This window comes from Paenibacillus silviterrae (genome assembly GCF_030167925.1).
Lineage (GTDB): Bacteria > Bacillota > Bacilli > Paenibacillales > NBRC-103111 > Paenibacillus_G > Paenibacillus_G silviterrae.
Genome location: NZ_JASKUT010000001.1, coordinates 109,439 through 127,618, shown reverse-complemented (window position 1 = coordinate 127,618; position 18,180 = coordinate 109,439). Strand labels below are relative to the sequence as shown.

The following is an 18,180-nucleotide window of genomic DNA, read 5'->3' as shown; positions in this document are numbered from 1 at the left end:
CTTGTTCGCTTGCTTCCCTGCATTCTGTTACCTTATCGTTTGGACTTGCTTGTAGGACCGGATCTTGTTCTGAACAGGTGAATATTCTCCAGGGCGCGTCCTGTGCCGATCGCAACGCAATCCAGCGGATTGTCCGCGACAAGCACCGGCATTCCCGTCTCGCGGGAAAGCAGCTTATCCAGATTGCGCAGCAGACCGCCGCCGCCGGTAAGTACAATGCCGCGATCCATAATATCCGCCGAAAGCTCGGGAGGACATTTCTCCAGCGTCACTTTAACCGCTTCGACGATGCTGTTGACCGTATCGGCAAGCGCCTCGGTAATTTCGTCCGAGGTGATGGACATGGTCTTCGGCAAGCCGCTGACCAGATCCCGTCCGCGAATCTCGAACTTGATCGCCGGATCCATCGTCAGTGCCGAACCGATCTCAAGCTTGATCTGCTCCGCGGTTCGCTCCCCGATCATCAGATTATATGTGCGCTTAATGTATTGAGTGATCGCTTCGTCCATTTCATCTCCGGCCACACGAATGGAACGGCTGGTTACGATCCCGCCGAGGGAAATGACCGCCACCTCGGTGGTGCCCCCGCCGATGTCAACGACCATACTGCCTGTCGGCTCCCATACGGGAAGGTCTGCGCCGATTGCAGCCGCGAAAGGCTCTTCAATCGTGAACGCATCACGCGCACCCGCTTGTCTTGTAGCATCCTCCACGGCGCGCTTCTCTACAGCCGTAATACCCGAAGGCACGCATACCATCACGCTGGGATGGCGCTGAAACATCCAACGCTGCTTCTGGGCCTGTCTGATGAAATATTTAATCATCGTAGCCGTCGTATCGAAATCGGCGATAACGCCGTCCTTCATCGGACGAACGGCGCGAATGTTACCCGGCGTACGGCCGATCATTTTCTTCGCGTCGTCACCGACCGCTTCAATCGTCTTTGTATCCGTACGAATCGCAACAACGGACGGCTCCCGTACGACGATTCCTTTTCCTTTAACGTAAACTAATGTATTCGCAGTTCCCAGGTCAATGCCCAGGTCTTTGGTAAACCCACCGAACATGAGGTGATTGCTCCCTTCTAACCGTTACCATTGTACTATTATATTACATCAAACCAAGTTCCTTCAAACTCACAAATTTGTGATCGCCGATAACGATATGATCCAGCACATCGATCCCGATGACCTCCCCGGCTTCTACAAGCCGCCTTGTCAGCTGAATGTCCTCCTGGCTTGGCGTAGGATCTCCGCTTGGGTGATTATGCGCGCATACGATGGAAGCGCTGCTTCGTTTAATCGCGGCGCGGAATACCTCACGAGGATGCACGATCGAAGCGTTCAGGCTTCCCATGGACAGCGTTTCCTGCCCGATGACGTGATTCTTCGTGTTCAAAAACAAACAAACGAAATGCTCTTTGTTCAGATAACGAAGCTCCTCCATGAGAAGCTTGGCTACATCCTGCGGTGAACGAATCGTCACGGTTTCCTCCAGGGTCGTTCGCGCCATGCGCCGTCCGAGCTCAATGCCGGCCATAATCTGGAGCGCCTTGGTAGCTCCGATCCCTTTGATTTCCATCAGCTGTTGAAGACTCAAATCCGACAGGCTTCGCAAGCCTCCGGATTGGGCAAGCAGGCGCTGGCCCAGGTGAACGGCCGATTCCTGAATCGTACCCGTCCTCAGCAAAATGGCGAGTAATTCCGCATTGTTTAATGCCGCAGCCCCATACTGTATCATGCGTTCTCTAGGTCGTTCTTCGTTTGGGACATCGCGCAATGTCATATTGTGCGATTCCATGCATTCCCCTCTTTCGTTAAAAATGGCTGAGCATCCATTATAGCATGCCGAGCCTTTAAATGACAGTAACGCCCAGACGGCCGAGCAAATCGCTCAGCAGCGACATCGGGAGTCCTACGACATTGAAATAATCCCCTTCAATCCGTTCCACGATCGTGGCCCCAAGCCCTTGAATCGCATAGGAGCCGGCCTTGTCCTTCGGCTCTCCCGTGCTTATGTATCTTCGGATCTGCTCTTCCGTCAACGGTTTCATATACACGTTCGTTCGCTGATGGGATACAAGCTGCTCTCCCGTAGCCAGATCGATGCAGGCAACCCCGCTGAACACCTGATGCGGTCGTCCTTGCAGCGATTGCAGCATGCGGAAAGAATCCTCCTCATCCGCAGGCTTGCCCAGCACTTCTCCGTCCAAAACGACAATCGTGTCCGAGCCGATCACGATGCCTTGTCGAATGCTGTCCTTTTCCCTCTTACAACGTTCGTAGACCGCTTCCGCTTTGCGTCGGGACAATTGCTCGACAATTTGCTCCGGAGACAGACCCGGCTCCGTGTCCTCATTCACATCGCTTACGATAATTTCATAAGGCAAATGCAAGGATCGGATCAACTCCTGCCGACGCGGCGAGGAGGATGCCAAAATTAACGTTTTCGTCGTCATAAAATGAAACCTCGTTTCGAATATTGTCGAATGATACCCGTTCTCTAGGGTTTATGTACAATCAGGCTCTACAGCTTCCGGTACAGCCAGAAGCCCGCCGCCAGCCCTGCAATGCTGATCAGGCTAAGACGGATGTGCAAGGTCAAATCATACTTGATCACCAGCAGATCGGCCTTCGGCTCCCACGATAAATCCACTGTCTTGGTTAGGAAGGCTACTCCCGGAACGGGGGCCAGCAATTGTCCAAGCAAGGTGCCGGCCACCAGACCGATAATCAGCAGGAGGAGAAGTGTAAAAGTATTCTTTTTCATGAATAGGATACCTCTTTCTATGATGTTGCAAACGTCCCCGGTCATCGGGTAGATGATTCTCTCATTTTAGCATATCGGCGGCAATGTTTGGGAGATTGTCTTGGACAATCTTACCTGCTTACAGGAGTCTTGCAAGCAAGTAAAATGAAACGGAAGGAGTGATGCCACACATGCGGAAATCATGGATGCTGAGCGCCTTGCTGTCGCTGAGCTTACTGACATCGCCCATGTCTGCGGACGCTGCGAAGATCGTAGTGGACGCCGGTCACGGGGGGTATGATCCGGGTGCGATTGGTGTGAACGGACTGCAGGAAAAAACAGTAAATTACGATATATCGATGAAGCTGCGGGATCTGCTTGTCAGCCGGGGCTACGAGGTGGTCATGTCCCGCGATACGGATGTGTTTCTATCGCTTAAGGAACGGGTTGAATTCACGAATGCCCAGAATGCGGACCTGTTCGTGTCCATTCATGCAAATTCCTATCCCAGCTCGAATGTCCGCGGCACGATGGTGCTGTACTACGATGATGCTTACCCTCAAGAGAGTTACCCGGCCAGCGAGGAGATGAAACAGCTCACTCCTCAAAGCCGCGATGCCGCGCAGAAGGTGCTGGATGCGTTCGTCGAGTCCGTAGGGACGGAAAATCGCGGCTTGCTCCCAAGCGCCGTGTATGTTGTTCGTATGGGTACCATTCCCAGCATCCTGGTAGAGACGGCCTTCCTCTCCAATGCCTCCGATGCGGCGCTGCTGGCGACTCCGGAGGTACGTGACCAGATGGCGGAAGCGATCGCTAAAGGGATCGAGGCGTACTTGCCGCCCGATGATCCAAGCTATGTGTTCCCGGACACGAAGGGACATTGGGCCCGTGAAGCCATCCTGCGTCTGAAGGAGCAGGGTATCGTGGAAGGGGTCGGCAAGAAATACGAGCCGAACCGTGTGCTGACCCGCGCGGAATGGATGACGCTGCTGGGGCGGTTGTTCCCGCTGCCGGCCGGCTGCGGGACAGGCTCTTCGGCCGGCGCGACGGTAGCCGGCCAGGTGTACGGCGATGCCGCCTCGTGCAGCGCCGGAGCCTCCGCGTTCAAGGACGTGAACGCGGGGCATTGGGCCTTCGCCGCCTTGGACAAGGCGGTGAAGGCCGGCGTGCTGGAGGGCTACGCCGACGGCACGCTGCGGCCCGACCGGCCCGTGACCCGGGCCGAGGTGGCCGCCATGCTCCAGCGGCTCGCGGGGCCGCTGGCGGGGGGTTCGGCTGCCGCGGGAGCGCAGCCGTTCGAGGATGTGCCGCGCGGGCACTGGGCGGCACAGGCTGTTGCCGGCCTGAAGGCGGCCGGCTGGGTCGACGGCGTAACCGCGACGCGGTTTATGCCGGAGAAGACCATGACGCGGGCCGAGGCCGCGGCGCTGCTCGACCGCTATGTGCAGAGCCGGAAGCAGGCCGGCGCGAAGTAGCGCCGCAGCTTCACGAGCTGCTATTGTCACATGACCGAATATAAAAACTAAAAACCTCCAGGACCAAGCCCTAAGGCTTGAGGCTCCTGGAGGTTTTTTTGATTTACTGTACCGTGATCGATTTCAGCAGTTCCTTCTCCGCTACGATATACTGCATAAGCGAAGCTTGAGCTTGCCACATCATAGCATTCGACGGGTTCTTCTTATACTCGTCTAACGAATTCACCGCCGTATTCAATGCGCTGTTCATCTTCGGCAGCGCGGTCTTTCCAGCCTCACCCAAGCCGTCGCTTACGGCTGAGACGGAACCGGACCATGCCTGATGCGCAGACTTGATGGATTGCAGGGCCTTCTCATCCAGCGGCGTCGGTTTAGCCTCGGTCGCATGCAGGAGCGTTTGGCCGAGAATCAGCTGCACCAGCTTATCCCCTTGGGACATGTAGTTTTGGAACACTTCCGTTTGCTTGCCGTTCCAACGGATTTTCGTCGCACCGGGGATCTCGTAGCTCTTTACGACGACCGGCACATCCTTTGTTTGCAGATGCGCGGTCAATCCTTTCGCTTCCTCTTTGTTCATCGCAACCCCTACATAGACCGGATATTTCTCCCCCGCTTCGCTAACGGCGTTTAATCCCTTCTTCCGGAAGTCGGCCTGGGCGGTCTCCGCGCTCTGCGCTGTGCTGAAGACGCCGCCCTGGAGCAGCGCATACGATTTGGCGGCCAAAATGACGCTCGCGGTAGCCGTCGAGCTTGACGCCGCAGCTACGGGTGCGGATGTCTGGGTTCCCGTTCCCTGCCCCGCCGCTGCCCCACCGGCCCCATCATTCGTCGTGCCCGCTCCTGCCGCCTTCGGATCCTTCTGCTGATTCACGACTACGCCGTCCAGCGGCTTCAGCGGATTTTGCCCTCCGTTCTCGGAGAACATGGAGAGCACGAAAAATCCAAAGGCTACTCCCGTCACGACCGCGCCGGCTACCGATGCCGTCACCTTCAGCCAAGAGCCGCCGGTACGCCTTGTATAAGGTGCCGGCTCCTCCGGCTCGTACCACCGGTGATCACGCAGCGGCTCATCCCCCAGAGGATGCTCGCGGCGGTCCGTATGGCCGGGCTCTCGGGAGACGGCGCCCCCTGATTTGCGTATCATTTGCTCAATGCGCTGGGTTTCGGCATCGAACGAGCTTTGCCACCCGCCGAAATCGCTCGTATATTGATTCAGCGTCTGCGCGTCGATAAAATCCCGATTCGCGGGCACCGAGCTTTTGTTCTCCGCATACTCAACTCGCTCTGCACGTTCTTCATGCACCTGATACTCCTCCACGTGGAGCGGAATGATCTTAGCCTCCTGCGCCGTTTCCCTTCGCTTTTCCGGCTTGCCCTTCGGGTGATCGAATCGAAATGTCATCTTAGCGTTGTTCATTGCCTCAACTCTCCCTTGTCCGTTCTTGTGTTACTAGACTATGAGAGTTGTCCTACAAATAGAACTTCTCCCGGGAGAGAAAAAACAAAAAATGCCTTCCCCAGCAACCCCATGGGTCTACCTGAAGAAGGCATTTAGAAGCATATTAGTTGGGTGCGTTCCGTTCCTCCAACGCATGAGCAAGCCCATGCGCCGCTTTCCATATATCCCCGGCCCCCATGGTAATAACAAGGTCTCCGCTTTGCACATGACGAAGCAAATACGATTGAACCTCTTCCTTGGTCGGAATGTAGCTCACATTGGTGTTGCTGTTCTGCCGGATCAATTCGACCAGCTTCGCCGAGGTAATGCCCTCGATTTGCTTTTCTCCCGCCGGAGAGTAAATGTCCGTGATAATGACTTCATCCGCATCCGGGAACGCCCGGCTGAACTGCTCGAACAGGAAGTACGTCCGCGTATAGCGCTGAGGCTGGAACACGGCGATAATGCGCTTTCCTGTCGCCTTGGCCGCTTGAATGGTCGCTTCGATCTCCGTCGGATGGTGAGCGTAATCGTCGATGACCAGAATGTCATCCACCTCGCCAAGCACCTGAAAGCGGCGTTTGGCGCCGCGGAAATCCGTTATCGCATCCGCCACCTGCTGGAAGGTGAGTCCCGCTTCCATGCACGTGATCAAGGTAGCCATGGCATTATAAACATTGTGCCGGCCCGGCACCGACAATTGGATGGTACCCAGCGGCGTGCCGTTACGAACAACCTCGAAGGCAACCTTCCGGTCGCCCAGCTCAATATTACGGGCGATGACGTCGGCATCGGTATCGATTCCGTACGTTATCACTTCGCTTTTGATTTGAGGAATCATCTCCTGCAAAAACGCATCGTCCTTGCAGACAACGGCTTTGCCGTCTTCCTTAACCTGGCTTAAAAACTGAGCGTACGCTTTTTTCAAATTTTCAAAGCTTCCGTCATAGTTTTCCAGATGATCCGCTTCAATATTATTCACTAGAGCGATCAAAGGCTGATACTGCAGGAAAGAACCGTCGCTTTCATCGGCCTCCGCTACGACCCAATCGCCTTTACCCGCTTTGGCATTGCTTCCGACATTCATAATTTCGCCGCCGATAATGAAGGTCGGGTCCGTCCCCGTTTTCTCCAGCACCAAGGCGATCATCGAGGATGTCGTAGTTTTCCCGTGCGCTCCCGCAACGGCGATTCCCTTCTTCGCATTCATCAGCCTGGCGAGCATCTGTGAACGGTGCAGAATCGGGATATTCAGCTCCTCCGCCGCGACCATCTCTACATTGTCCTTAGACAATGCGGTTGAATAAACGACCACGTCGGCTCCTTTCACATTTTGCGCCTCGTGTCCGATGAACACCTGCGCCCCCTTGGCGACCAGCTTTTCCGTCAGTTCCTGCTGCGCCAAATCGGATCCCGAAACTTGGTAGCCCATTTCCAGCATGACCTTGGCAATGGCACTCATGCCATAGCCGCCGATGCCGATAAAATGGATGTGCTCTGCTGTATTCACGCCGCTCTCACCAGCCTTTTTCAGAATCGGTTTGATGGTTGATCCAGGATCGAACATCCCCTATCAAATATAACGTGCCGGAAACGACGGCCAGGTCGTCCTGTGCCGTACGACGTTTCAGAAGCTCAAGCGCCGTTTTCCAGTCGGGTTCCACGATCACTTCCACATCGGTGCGACCGATCTCCGCAAGCAGCGTCCTGGCCAGCCCGGCGAGTTCGGCAGCCTGTGCCTTCTTATGCCAATCCGGCTCGGTAAGGATAAGTGTATCCACTATTGGTAGTATATGCCGGAAATAGCCTGTATGATTCTTATTCCCCAGCATGCCCATCATAAAATGGAGTTTTGTGTAGGAAAACGTGTCCTTCAGCGCGCCGGCCAGCACCTCGGCCCCTTCAGGGTTATGAGCGCCGTCGATTAGGGTGCGCGGCTCCCTCGACACCAGCTCCAGCCGCCCCGGCCAGAAGGCCTCTTTCATCGCCTTCTGCAAATCCTCATCTTCCACAATCAATGCGTAATACTGCCGCAGCACCTCGATGGTCATTAATGCTACGGAAGCGTTCTTCAGCTGATGCGCCCCATTCATGGAAATGCTTAATTCCGGTACATTCCGGAATGTTCCTTGGAACCGGAAGCGTTGATCGTTCTCTTTCGAACTCAGCGTCTCGAAATGGAATTCGCGTCCTAGGAGGTACAGCGTACTTTTCTTCGCCTTCGCCGTCTCCTCAATGACCCGAATGACTTCCGGCTGCTCCACAGCACTGACGACCGGCACGCCCGATTTAATAATGCCCGCCTTCTCCGCAGCAATCTGCTCCAAAGAATCTCCGAGCACATCCATGTGATCGTGACCGATATTAGTGATGACGGAGATGACCGGTGTTACGATATTCGTAGAGTCCAAACGCCCGCCCAGCCCGGTCTCCCAGACGACGTAATCAGGACACGCCTCACGGGCAAAATATTCAATGGCGATGACCGTCGAAATTTCAAACATGGACGGCTGACCAAGCTCGGTCGCGGCAACGGCATCGATAGCCGGCTTGATTTTGTTAATGGTAGCAAGCAAATCTTCATCCGAAATGTTCTCGCCGTTGATGCGGATACGCTCGTTATATTTCTCGATATACGGGGACGTGAACGTCCCCACATGATAACCGCACGTTTTCAAAATCTCAGTCAAATATGCGCATACCGAGCCCTTCCCGTTCGTCCCGGCTACATGAATGAACTTCAGCCTCCGTTCCGGATGCTCCAGCAGCTCCATGATACGCTCCATCCGCTTTAGCCCCGGCTTAATGCCTACTGTAGGGATAAAGCGAGTTACCCAATCAACGGCTTCCCTCGCCGATTCAAACTGACTCATGGCCGGTTCACCCTTTCAGCTCAGCGATCCGCGCGATGACCTTGTCGCGCTTGTCGGCATAGTCGGCCAGCTTCGCTTTTTCCTCTTCAATGACCTTGGCAGGCGCCTTAGCTACGAAGCCCGCATTCGCAAGCTTTTTCTCAATCCGCTCCACTTCTCCGTGAAGGGTTTGAAGCTCCTTCTCCAGCCGTGCCACCTCTTGAGAAATGTCGATCAACCCGGCAAGCGGCAGGAACAATTCAGCGCCTGTCACTATACCGGTCATCGCCTTATCCGGCGAAGCGACATTCGTGCCGATCTCCAGCAAAGAGGTGTTGCAGAAGCGCTGTACATAGTCCTCATTCCGCTTCAGGATGGCTTCGACATCCTCACCGGACGGCTTCACGAGCAGCTCGATCTTTTTGCTCATCGGTACGTTCACTTCGGCACGGATGTTACGCACATTCCGAATAATGTCCATCAGCAGCTCCATCTCGCGAACCGCCTCAGGCGCTTCAAATGCCGAGTCGTACACCGGCCACGATGCCAGTGTGATGGTTTCGCCATCATGCGGCAAATGCTGCCATATTTCCTCGGAAATAAATGGCATAAACGGGTGGATCAAGCGCTGCGTTCTGTCGAGAACATAGGCCAGTACAGACTTCGTAGTCTTCTTGGCCGCTTCGTCCGTACCGTACAAGCTAAGTTTGCTGAACTCGATATACCAGTCGCAAAGATCATCCCAGATGAAGTTGTACAGCAAACGCCCTGTCTCGCCAAACTCATAAGAATCGATCAAACGAGTAACGTCTCGAACCGTTTCATTCAAGCGATGCAAAATCCAGCGGTCCGCCGTGCCGAGCTGTCCGTTTAGATCGATATCCGATGCTTTGAAATCGCCCAGATTCATCAAGGCAAAGCGGGAAGCGTTCCAAATTTTATTGGCAAAGTTTCTCGCCTGCTCAACCTTTTCCCAACGGAAGCGGAGATCCTGACCCGGAGTGGAGCCCGTCGATAGCATGAAACGCATTGCGTCCGCACCATACTTCTCGATAACATCGAACGGATCCACGCCATTCCCAAGAGATTTCGACATTTTGCGTCCTTCGCTGTCACGAACCAGACCATGAATCAGTGTATCCTTGAACGGAATTTGGTCTGTAAACTCCAGACCGCTGAAGATCATCCGGGATACCCAGAAGGGGATGATGTCATAACCGGTAACCAGAAGGCTAGTCGGGTAGAACCGCTTCAGATCTTCTGTTTCCTCAGGCCAGCCGAGTGTAGAAAACGGCCACAGCGCCGAGCTGAACCAGGTATCCAGCACATCCTCATCCTGGCGCAGATGGGTTCCGCCGCAATGGGAGCACGCCGTTGCGTCCTCACGGGAAACCGTCGTCTCTCCGCAATCCGAGCAATACCATGCCGGAATGCGATGACCCCACCAGAGCTGTCGGGAAATACACCAGTCACGTACATTTTCCATCCAATGCAGGTAAGTTCTCTCGAAACGCTCCGGTACGAAATTCACCCCGTTGCCGGACTTTTGAGCTTCTACCGCTCTTTCTGCGAGAGGCTTCATCTTGACGAACCATTGCGTCGATAAATACGGCTCAACGACAGCGCCGCTCCGCTCGCTATGGCCTACCTGATGCACGTGCTCCTCAATTTTGATCAGTACGCCGGATTCCTGCATATCGGCAACAATCTGCTTGCGGCAGACAAAGCGGTCCATCCCTTGGTATTTACCCGCATTCGCGTTCATTGTACCGGATTCGTCCATTACGAGCACTTGAGGCAGATCGTGGCGCTTGCCCACCTCGAAATCGTTCGGGTCGTGCGCCGGCGTAATTTTGACCGCGCCGCTGCCGAACTCCTTCTCCACGTACTCGTCTCCGATAATCGGAATTTCCCGGCCGATGATCGGCAGCACCAGTGTTTTGCCGATCAGGTGCTTGTAGCGCTCATCCTCAGGATGCACAGCCACGGCCGTATCCCCCAGCATCGTCTCCGGACGCGTCGTAGCCACTACGATGAATTCATTGCTGTCCTTCACCGGGTACTTCAAATGGTAGAGAGCGCCCTGAACCTCTTTGTATTCGACCTCGATATCCGAAAGCGCCGTCCGTGCCGCCGGATCCCAGTTGATTATATAGTTGCCGCGATAAATGAGGCCTTTCTCGTATTGACGGACAAACACCTCGCGAACGGCCTTCGACAGTCCCTCATCCAATGTAAACCGCTCACGCGAATAATCCAGCGAGAAGCCCATCTTCGCCCATTGGGCATGAATGGCATCCGCATAGTGCTCCTTCCATTCCCAAACCTTTTCCAGAAATTTCTCGCGACCGAGGTCATATCGGGTTACGCCTTCTTCACGGAGCTTCTGTTCCACTCTCGTCTGCGTTGCGATTCCCGCGTGGTCCGAGCCAGGGAGCCACAAGGCATCGTATCCTTGCATCCGCTTGGTGCGAATCATAATGTCTTGAAGCGTACAATCCAGCGCATGTCCGATATGCAGCATCCCCGTTACGTTCGGCGGCGGAATAACAATCGTATACGGCTTCGCATCCTTACGCTGGCCTGCTTTGAAGTATTCACCCTTCAACCAGTAATCGTACCATTTCTGCTCCGCTTCCTTTGGGTCATAGGTCGTTGGCATCGTCGTGCCAACGGTTGTTGTTTTTTCTTCCATTGCTAGCTACCTCCATACGAATCGTTCTAAAAACAAAAAAAGCCTTCGCCGCAAAGGACGAAAGCTGATCTTCCGTGGTACCACCTTTATTCCGTACAATGAACTAACGCTACCCGCGTTAGCGGTCATCCTACGGCACTTAAGCAGATAACGGCTGCAGCCGGCCTGATTCTAATCAGCATCATGCCATGCATGAATCTGAATTCGATAGGGCAACTCCGGGGCGACTTGGGCAGGTGCCTGATCCTGCGGAAACTCTCAGCGTAACATTTCCGCTCTCTGAAGGGGCAACGGCTTACTATTCCCTTTCGACGTTTTTAAGCAAATATTTCATTCTTGTAGATATGATAAACAACATTACCTGTAGAGTCAATATTCGTACACTGATATTATTGCCAAAAAAATCCCCGGCCAAGCCTGTTTTCGGCCAGCCGGGGATTTTTTTTACGATTTGGGTATGTAAACGATTTGTCCGGCGGACACCTCGCTGTCCCCTAAACGGTTAAACAGCGCGATCTCCCGCGGGTTAAGCTCATATCGCTTGGCAATCGTCTCCAGCGTATCATCCTTCTGAACGATATACATCCGTACGCGGCGGAACTCCTGATTTTCATTCATGGAGCTCAGGAGCAGCTTCTTCCATTCCACCTTCTCTACAGGCGCTTCAGGTGCGGCGACGGCGCTTTCCTGCTGGCGCGGCTCAAAATTGCCGCTCGTTGCTTTTTTCAGCAGCGTAGTGAGACCGAAGCTGCCGGAGGTTGCAGGCGCTGAGGCAGGCACATCCAGCGGAACCGTGCCGTTCTTGCTGCCGAAGGCGATCTTCATCTCCTTCTTCTCATCCTGTGCAGGAGCAGCCGCAACCGTTATGGCCTCCTCCTCTTCCAGCTCCTCCGCCTCTGCGCCCACGTCGATGACATCGTCCGCTGCAATTTCTTCCGGTGCCTCCGCACCAACCGGTGCTTCCTCCTGCACGAATTCTTCGCGAACCTCGGCAGGTGTTGTCCAAGCGGAGAACGCCGATTCCTGCTCTCTGGCCGCAGGCTCCGCAGGAGCGACGATCTCCTGCTGAGGCTTCTCAGGGGCAGCCGCTTCGTGAATGAAAACGACCTCTTCTTCCTGCTCCCTCCATTCGCTCTCCTCGGGAGCCGACGCCAGCTCAACGCCATTCAGTGAAAGCACGCCGGTAATATTCAGGCTGCGGGATGACAGCAGGTCTACATCGAAATTTTCGATTTCTACGGAAATATCCTCTACTCGCTGCACGCGGCTAAGCGGCAATGTAATCTCCACAGGTATCAAATGCTCCAGTGTTTGGTCACCACGCTCCTGATCGTCCACGTAGGTGCCGGAAAGCAATAAATTGCCCCTTAGCAGAGCTTGTTCCCCCTGTGGTATCACCTGAATATGCGGTGTCAGCTCTACACCCTCCAGCTCACGAATAGGAGCTACACCTTCGTTCAATTGCACTCTCTCATAAATATCGAATCGCAAACCGCTTTGTCCGTTTGTCAAGCTGATATCCTCCCTCCATATAGCTACCTTTCTTGTGTAAAGAAAGAGCATGAGCGTCATCGTCTTTACAATCTATATGGCTTTAGAGGGAGGAGCATGACTACTATTTTTTCAAAAAGCGGTACAGCGCGTCAAAATCGGCGGGCCACGGAGCTTCCGTTTCCATAGGTTGTCCTGTCCAAGGATGCGGAAAGCTTAGCTTCTCCCCGTGCAGAGCCTGCCGTTCAAGTCCTTGCTTGCGTCCGCCGTAGAGCGTATCTCCAATCAGAGGATGACCCAAATGGCTCAGGTGTACCCGGATTTGATGCGTTCGGCCGGTTTCCAGCTTCAGCCTGACAAGACTGGCCCCCTGCAGCCGCTCCACGAGCTCATAGTGCGTCACTGCCGGATCTCCGGTCGTCGAGACGCGGCGCCGGGTGGCGTGATGCCGGTCTCTTCCGATCGGGGCATCGATCCTGCCTTTCGCCTGCCGGAGCTCGCCATGCACGATCGCAACATACCTACGGTCAATACGCTTCTCCCGCATCGCCGCATCCAGCTGAAGCTGCGCCCAATCGTACTTGGCAAAAAGCACCGGACCCGTCGTGTCCTCATCGAGCCGATGAATATGGCGCGGCCTGCAGGCTTCGCCGGTTGCCTGAACATGCCAACCAACCGCCTGGAGCAGCGTTCCCGTCTCTCCTGTCTTCGTCGGATGCACCTTCATCCCGGCACGCTTGTCCGCGATCAGACAAAAATCATCCTCATATAATACGTCTATCTCCGACCACTCGGGCATATATTGTAGCGGCTCTTCCGGAAACAAGCGAAGACGAACCCGCTTCCCCTTGAAGGAAAGACCTCCCGTCCGCTCCAGCTTGCGAAGATAAGGACTCTGAACCGGAAGCATCGGCTCCAGTTCTTCTATAACGTTGATCTCCTGGTCCGCCAACCACTCCAGCCATTCCCCTTTTCGCCGTCCGTTTCTCGTCATGTCTCATCACCTTGATCGGGCTTTCGGACCGTATACCAATAGGTCCCCCCCATAATGACGGCGAATACCGCAAAGAAGAGTCCCATGACCAGGATCAATTCCAGCGTAACGCCATAAAAGCTATATCGTTCCAGCATTCTTCAGCCTCCGCTCTCATTAGCTATTTCGTATTTTAGCAAAAAGGAGGAGCGCTCACAAAGCAATCGGTTTCATTACCAAAAAGGGTACGACTTGCAAGAGGCCTCACTCTATTAAAATTAGACAAAATATGATAGAATTATGGGATAGGTTCATAGAGAAACTGTAATGTTTCCGTAAACTAAACGATAGATAACTACAGGAGTGTGTTCCATTGAATACCGCCTTGCAAACCATACGCCAAATATCGCAATGGAGCTGGCTGAAGCGAAGCCTGCTCGCCTTCACGATTCTCACCTTCCTCACCTCGAGCTTCCTGTTCTTGACCGGGCCGGGAAATTTCATCCGCCAGAAGCTGGCCGAGACCGTCATTTCGACACAGCACCGCAGTTGGGCCTGGATCTTCGTTGGAGCAGCCGAGCGCGATGAGATGGTCAAGCGGATGCAGGAGTTTTACGAGACGGCCGCTGCCGAGAAGCAGAACTTCGGCATGATCAACATTAAGGACGACAACCGCAAGAAGCGTTCGATCGACGAGCTGATTAAGGTCGAAGACATCTCCGGCCAATTCTGGAAGGGTAAGAAGCTCACGGTTTACGATCCGAAGACGATTCGGGTCATGACCCCCGTGAAATCCGGCGAGGGGGAGAAAATTTCCGCCATGGTGAAACGTACCGGCGCCGTAGCCGGGGTTAACGGAGGCGGCTTCGATGATCCCGAGGGACTTGGCAACGGTTTTGCCGCCATCGGAGCGATCCTGTCCGGCGGAGAGATCGTCTTCATCGACCAGGACGGAAGCATCCCACAGCACATTGTCGGCTTTACTAACGAAGGGCTGCTCGTTGTCGGTAAGTATGACATGTTCGAGCTGGAGAAGATGGGCGTAACCGATGCGGTGTCCTTCTGGCCGCGCTTGATCGCCAACGGCAAGCCGCAGATTACGAGCGGCGACGGCGGCTGGGGCCGCGGTCCCCGAACGGCTGTCGGACAAAAAGCGGACGGTACCGTTATTTTCCTCGTCATCGACGGTCGTCAAGCTCATTCTGTCGGCGCTACGCTGAAAGAAATGCAGGATATTTTTATGGAAGAGGGCGTCATTAATGCAGGGAATCTCGACGGTGGAGCATCTTCCGAGCTTGTGGTGGACGGCCAGCTGATCACCAAGCCGTCCAGCCGCTATGGAGAGCGCAGACTTCCTTCCGCCTTCCTCGTCTATGATAACCCGGATGCCGTTAAGGCTCCACGGCCATGGGACGGTGTAGATAAGATCGATGCCGGCGGCTCGCACGATCATCCCGACTTCCTAAAGGAGCAAGCGGAGAAGAAAGCGAAGCAGCAGCAAAATCCAACTCCTGCAACGACGCCTAAACCGGAAACACCGAAGCAGGAGACGCCTAAACAGACGACACCGACACCGACGGATACGGTCAAGCCAGCGACGGAAACGACAACCAAGCCTGCGCCGACCCCAACGCCGGCGCCGACAACTGGCAACGGCGAGCAGCCGAAACCGGCGACGGAGACTGCTCCTACAGCTCCGAACACGACAACGCCACCGGCGAGCGGAGGGTCCGGAACCCCCGCAACCGGTACCGGAACCGGGGCAGTAACTCCTGCTCCGGCGACAGGAGGCAGTACGTCAGGAACAACCGCTCCGGCCCCCGTTACGGGGTCCACGAGCGGCACTGCTCCTAGTCAGACGCCAACCAAGCCCGCGACGGATACGGGAACGAAGCCGGCTCCGACAACATCGACACCGAGTACTACAGCACCGACAACAACCGGGCAGCAGCCTGCGCAGAGCAGTCCGGCCCCAACACCGACGCAGCAACCAACGACAACACCTGCTGCCGGTACGAAGACAACACCATAACAATTACATAGGATGCTCTATGGAAGGGCGTATGATGACCTAAACCAACGGTTATCATACGCCCTTTTCACATGCGGGTCGGGACAGCACATTTCTGCAAATATGCAACTTTTTTACGATTTTGAATCAAAAAATTAGAAGATTTCTGCGTAAATACAACTTTCCAGGGCCGTTTGCCTCGTTTAAAGCTAGTGCGCTCACTTAAAGCTGCCTATTCTCACAAATCAACTTTAAACCTTAATTTGGTATCGTGAATTTCTGCACAATAGCAGCATGATATCCCTTGCTTGACACATGGCTTAAAATTTATACTTTTATTATCATTAAAAAAAACGGGCAGCATTTTAGCCGCCCGGTTTTCTTAATTTATTTACAGCTGCTTCAGTGCTTCATAATGTGCTGCAATGGTAGCTTCAATATCCTCGTCGGTATGAACGGTCGAAACGAACATCCCTTCGAATTGCGACGGGGCAATGCTGATACCCAAATCCAGCAAAGCGCCGAAATAACGGTTGAACCGACCAAGATCCGAGGTTTTCGCCGTTTCATAGTTAATGACCTGCTGCTCCGTGAAGAATGGACAGATCATGGAGCCAACCCGATTGATCGTGCTGGCAATGCCGAGCTCGGCCGCGTTTTTCGTGAAGCCTTCTTCCAGCCTTGCCGATTTTCGTTCCAGCTCCTCATAAACTCCCGGCTGCCCAAGCAGCTTCAATGTTGTATACCCGGCTGCCATAGCCAGCGGATTTCCGGAAAGCGTACCCGCCTGATAGATCGGTCCTGCAGGCGCCATTCTTTCCATGATTTCACGCTTCCCGCCATAGGCGCCGACTGGCAAGCCCCCACCAATGACCTTGCCGAGGCAGGTCAGGTCCGGAGTAACCCCGTACAGCCCTTGCGCGCTATGCAGTCCCACCCGGAAGCCGGTCATCACTTCATCGAAGATCAGCAGACTGCCATACTGCGTCGTCAAATCGCGCATTCCTTGCAAGTACCCCGGTAAAGGCGGCACAACCCCCATGTTTCCGGCGATCGGCTCGACGATGACCGCCGCGATCTCCTCGCCGAATTTTTCGAAGGCCACTCGCAGCGATTCCAAATCGTTATACGGAACCGTAATCGTGTTAACCGCTACGTTCTCCGGCACCCCCGGGCTATCCGGCAGTCCCAGCGTCGCTACACCGGAGCCTGCTTTAATGAGAAGCGCATCCGCGTGTCCGTGATAGGAGCCCTCGAACTTGACGATTTTGCTTCTCCCTGTGTAACCGCGTGCAAGCCGCAGAGCGCTCATTGTTGCTTCCGTACCGGAGTTGACCATCCGTACCATCTCGATGGAGGGAACCCGTTCAATGACAAGCTTGGCCATTTCGGTCTCCAGCTCGGTCGGCGCTCCAAAGCTTGTCCCCCGCATCGCCGTGCTGTGAATCGCCTCAAGCACTTCCGGATGTGCATGCCCTACAATCAGAGGACCCCAGGAACCGATATAATCGATATACTCATTTCCATCGATATCGTAGACACGGGATCCCTTGCCTTTTTCCATGAACAGCGGTGTTAAGCCTACGGATTTAAAGGCTCTTACAGGGCTGTTAACCCCACCTGGAATGTACTGCTTTGCCTCCGCGAAGGCTTGTGCCGATCGTGCGTCAGAACGTTTGCGTTGGTTGCTCATCATATCACCCTTTGACTATAAAATAACTTGCCATTCCGCTGGCAGCCGATATATAATGATTCGAAGTTATACGAATTGAACCCCGAGTTACAGGCAGAAGACGCACTCTTGATTATAAGCGAGGAGACGCCATGATAGACTTTTTAACCAAGGTTCCCCTGTTTGCTAACCTGAATACCGACCAGCTTGCATCGATTGGAGCGATTTGCTCCAAAAAGTCGTTTAAGACGGGGACAATCCTATTTCAGGAGAAGGAGCCAGGCTCCATTTTCTATATTGTATACTCGGGTTCCGTGAAAGTATATACGAGAGCAGTAACCGGCGAAGAAAAGATTCTGTCCACCTTCAACGCAGGCGACAGCTTCGGTGAGCTTTCGCTAATTGACGGCAAGCCGCGCTCGGCATCTGCGCAAACCTTGGAGGATAGCGTGCTTATCACCTTAGCCGCACAAAATTTCCTTGAGCTGCTCCGCAGCAATTTCGATATTTCGCTGGTGATCATGAGAGAGCTCTGCGACCGGTTGCGCGATACGAACCAGCATGTGCACGATCTCACGTTCCTTGACGCCAGAACACGCGTAATCAAGAGCCTGATCAAGCTCGCCAATAAGAACGGAAAGCGCCAAGGCAACGTCATCACTATCCGGATGATGCTTAACTACGACGAGCTGTCCCAAATGGCCGGAGTTCAGAAGCCGGTGCTGATGCAGGTTATCCGCGATTTTCAGGAGAGACAAATTCTCACCTTCACCGGTGTCGATATGAAGCTGGATCTTGCCCGCTTACGAGGGTAACGATAGGGCT

General features: G+C 54.4%; 15 protein-coding genes. 3 read left to right on the top strand and 12 right to left on the bottom strand.

Going from position 1 to position 18,180, the window contains the following annotated elements; genetic code table 11:
• Positions 1-32: 32 nt before the first annotated feature.
• From QMO62_RS00580 to QMO62_RS00565, 4 genes are all read right to left on the bottom strand, one after another.
• Positions 33-1,067 carry a rod shape-determining protein gene (locus QMO62_RS00580; RefSeq protein ID WP_284637887.1) on the bottom strand — a complete coding sequence of 345 codons (1,035 nt, stop codon included), beginning with the start codon at positions 1,065-1,067 and terminating at the stop codon, positions 33-35.
• Between the two features lie 43 nt (positions 1,068-1,110).
• Positions 1,111-1,800: a RadC family protein gene (gene radC / locus QMO62_RS00575; protein ID WP_284637885.1), complete on the bottom strand. Its 690-nt coding sequence runs from the start codon at positions 1,798-1,800 to the stop codon at positions 1,111-1,113.
• 55 nt (positions 1,801-1,855) lie between these two features.
• Positions 1,856-2,458, bottom strand: coding sequence for a Maf family protein (locus QMO62_RS00570; RefSeq protein WP_284637884.1), 603 nt, complete (start codon positions 2,456-2,458; stop codon positions 1,856-1,858).
• A 68-nt stretch (positions 2,459-2,526) separates the two neighbouring features.
• Positions 2,527-2,769, bottom strand: a complete 243-nt coding sequence (locus QMO62_RS00565) for a DUF4321 domain-containing protein (RefSeq protein ID WP_284637882.1) — start codon at positions 2,767-2,769, stop codon at positions 2,527-2,529.
• Positions 2,770-2,939: 170 nt separating this feature from the next.
• Here QMO62_RS00565 and QMO62_RS00560 point away from each other — a divergent pair, with 170 nt between their 5' ends.
• Complete coding sequence (locus QMO62_RS00560; RefSeq protein WP_284637880.1) at positions 2,940-4,223, top strand: N-acetylmuramoyl-L-alanine amidase; 1,284 nt, start codon at positions 2,940-2,942, stop codon at positions 4,221-4,223.
• Between the two features lie 103 nt (positions 4,224-4,326).
• On the opposite strand, the gene QMO62_RS00555 is transcribed toward QMO62_RS00560, so the two are convergent.
• From QMO62_RS00555 to QMO62_RS00525, 7 genes are all read right to left on the bottom strand, one after another.
• Complete coding sequence (locus QMO62_RS00555) at positions 4,327-5,640, bottom strand: SPOR domain-containing protein (RefSeq protein ID WP_284637878.1); 1,314 nt, start codon at positions 5,638-5,640, stop codon at positions 4,327-4,329.
• A 145-nt stretch (positions 5,641-5,785) separates the two neighbouring features.
• Positions 5,786-7,171 (bottom strand): UDP-N-acetylmuramate--L-alanine ligase, encoded by a 1,386-nt coding sequence (murC, locus tag QMO62_RS00550; protein WP_284637876.1) that lies wholly within the window; start codon positions 7,169-7,171, stop codon positions 5,786-5,788.
• A gap of 7 nt (positions 7,172-7,178) precedes the next feature.
• The gene (locus QMO62_RS00545) at positions 7,179-8,534 is read right to left on the bottom strand and encodes a bifunctional folylpolyglutamate synthase/dihydrofolate synthase (RefSeq protein WP_284637874.1); all 1,356 of its coding nucleotides are present in this window, start codon (positions 8,532-8,534) and stop codon (positions 7,179-7,181) included.
• A gap of 7 nt (positions 8,535-8,541) precedes the next feature.
• On the bottom strand, positions 8,542-11,208 hold the full coding sequence (locus QMO62_RS00540; protein ID WP_284637872.1) for a valine--tRNA ligase: 2,667 nt from the start codon (positions 11,206-11,208) through the stop codon (positions 8,542-8,544).
• A gap of 444 nt (positions 11,209-11,652) precedes the next feature.
• Positions 11,653-12,720: a LysM peptidoglycan-binding domain-containing protein gene (locus tag QMO62_RS00535; protein WP_284637870.1), complete on the bottom strand. Its 1,068-nt coding sequence runs from the start codon at positions 12,718-12,720 to the stop codon at positions 11,653-11,655.
• 103 nt (positions 12,721-12,823) lie between these two features.
• A complete protein-coding gene (locus QMO62_RS00530; protein ID WP_284637868.1) occupies positions 12,824-13,693 on the bottom strand; it encodes an RluA family pseudouridine synthase in 870 nt (289 codons plus the stop codon).
• Entirely contained in the window at positions 13,690-13,830 is a 141-nt protein-coding gene (locus QMO62_RS00525) for a hypothetical protein (RefSeq protein WP_284637867.1), read from the bottom strand. Before QMO62_RS00525 ends, QMO62_RS00530 begins: the two co-directional genes overlap by 4 nt.
• Before the next feature lie 215 nt (positions 13,831-14,045).
• On the opposite strand from QMO62_RS00525, the gene QMO62_RS00520 reads away from it, so the two are divergent.
• Positions 14,046-15,704, top strand: coding sequence for a phosphodiester glycosidase family protein (locus QMO62_RS00520; RefSeq protein ID WP_284637865.1), 1,659 nt, complete (start codon positions 14,046-14,048; stop codon positions 15,702-15,704).
• A gap of 370 nt (positions 15,705-16,074) precedes the next feature.
• Here QMO62_RS00520 and hemL read toward each other — a convergent pair whose 3' ends face one another.
• Entirely contained in the window at positions 16,075-17,376 is a 1,302-nt protein-coding gene (gene hemL / locus QMO62_RS00515) for a glutamate-1-semialdehyde 2,1-aminomutase (RefSeq protein WP_284644812.1), read from the bottom strand.
• 131 nt (positions 17,377-17,507) lie between these two features.
• Here hemL and QMO62_RS00510 point away from each other — a divergent pair, with 131 nt between their 5' ends.
• Positions 17,508-18,170 carry a Crp/Fnr family transcriptional regulator gene (locus QMO62_RS00510; protein ID WP_284637863.1) on the top strand — a complete coding sequence of 221 codons (663 nt, stop codon included), beginning with the start codon at positions 17,508-17,510 and terminating at the stop codon, positions 18,168-18,170.
• The last annotated feature ends 10 nt before the right edge of the window (positions 18,171-18,180 follow it).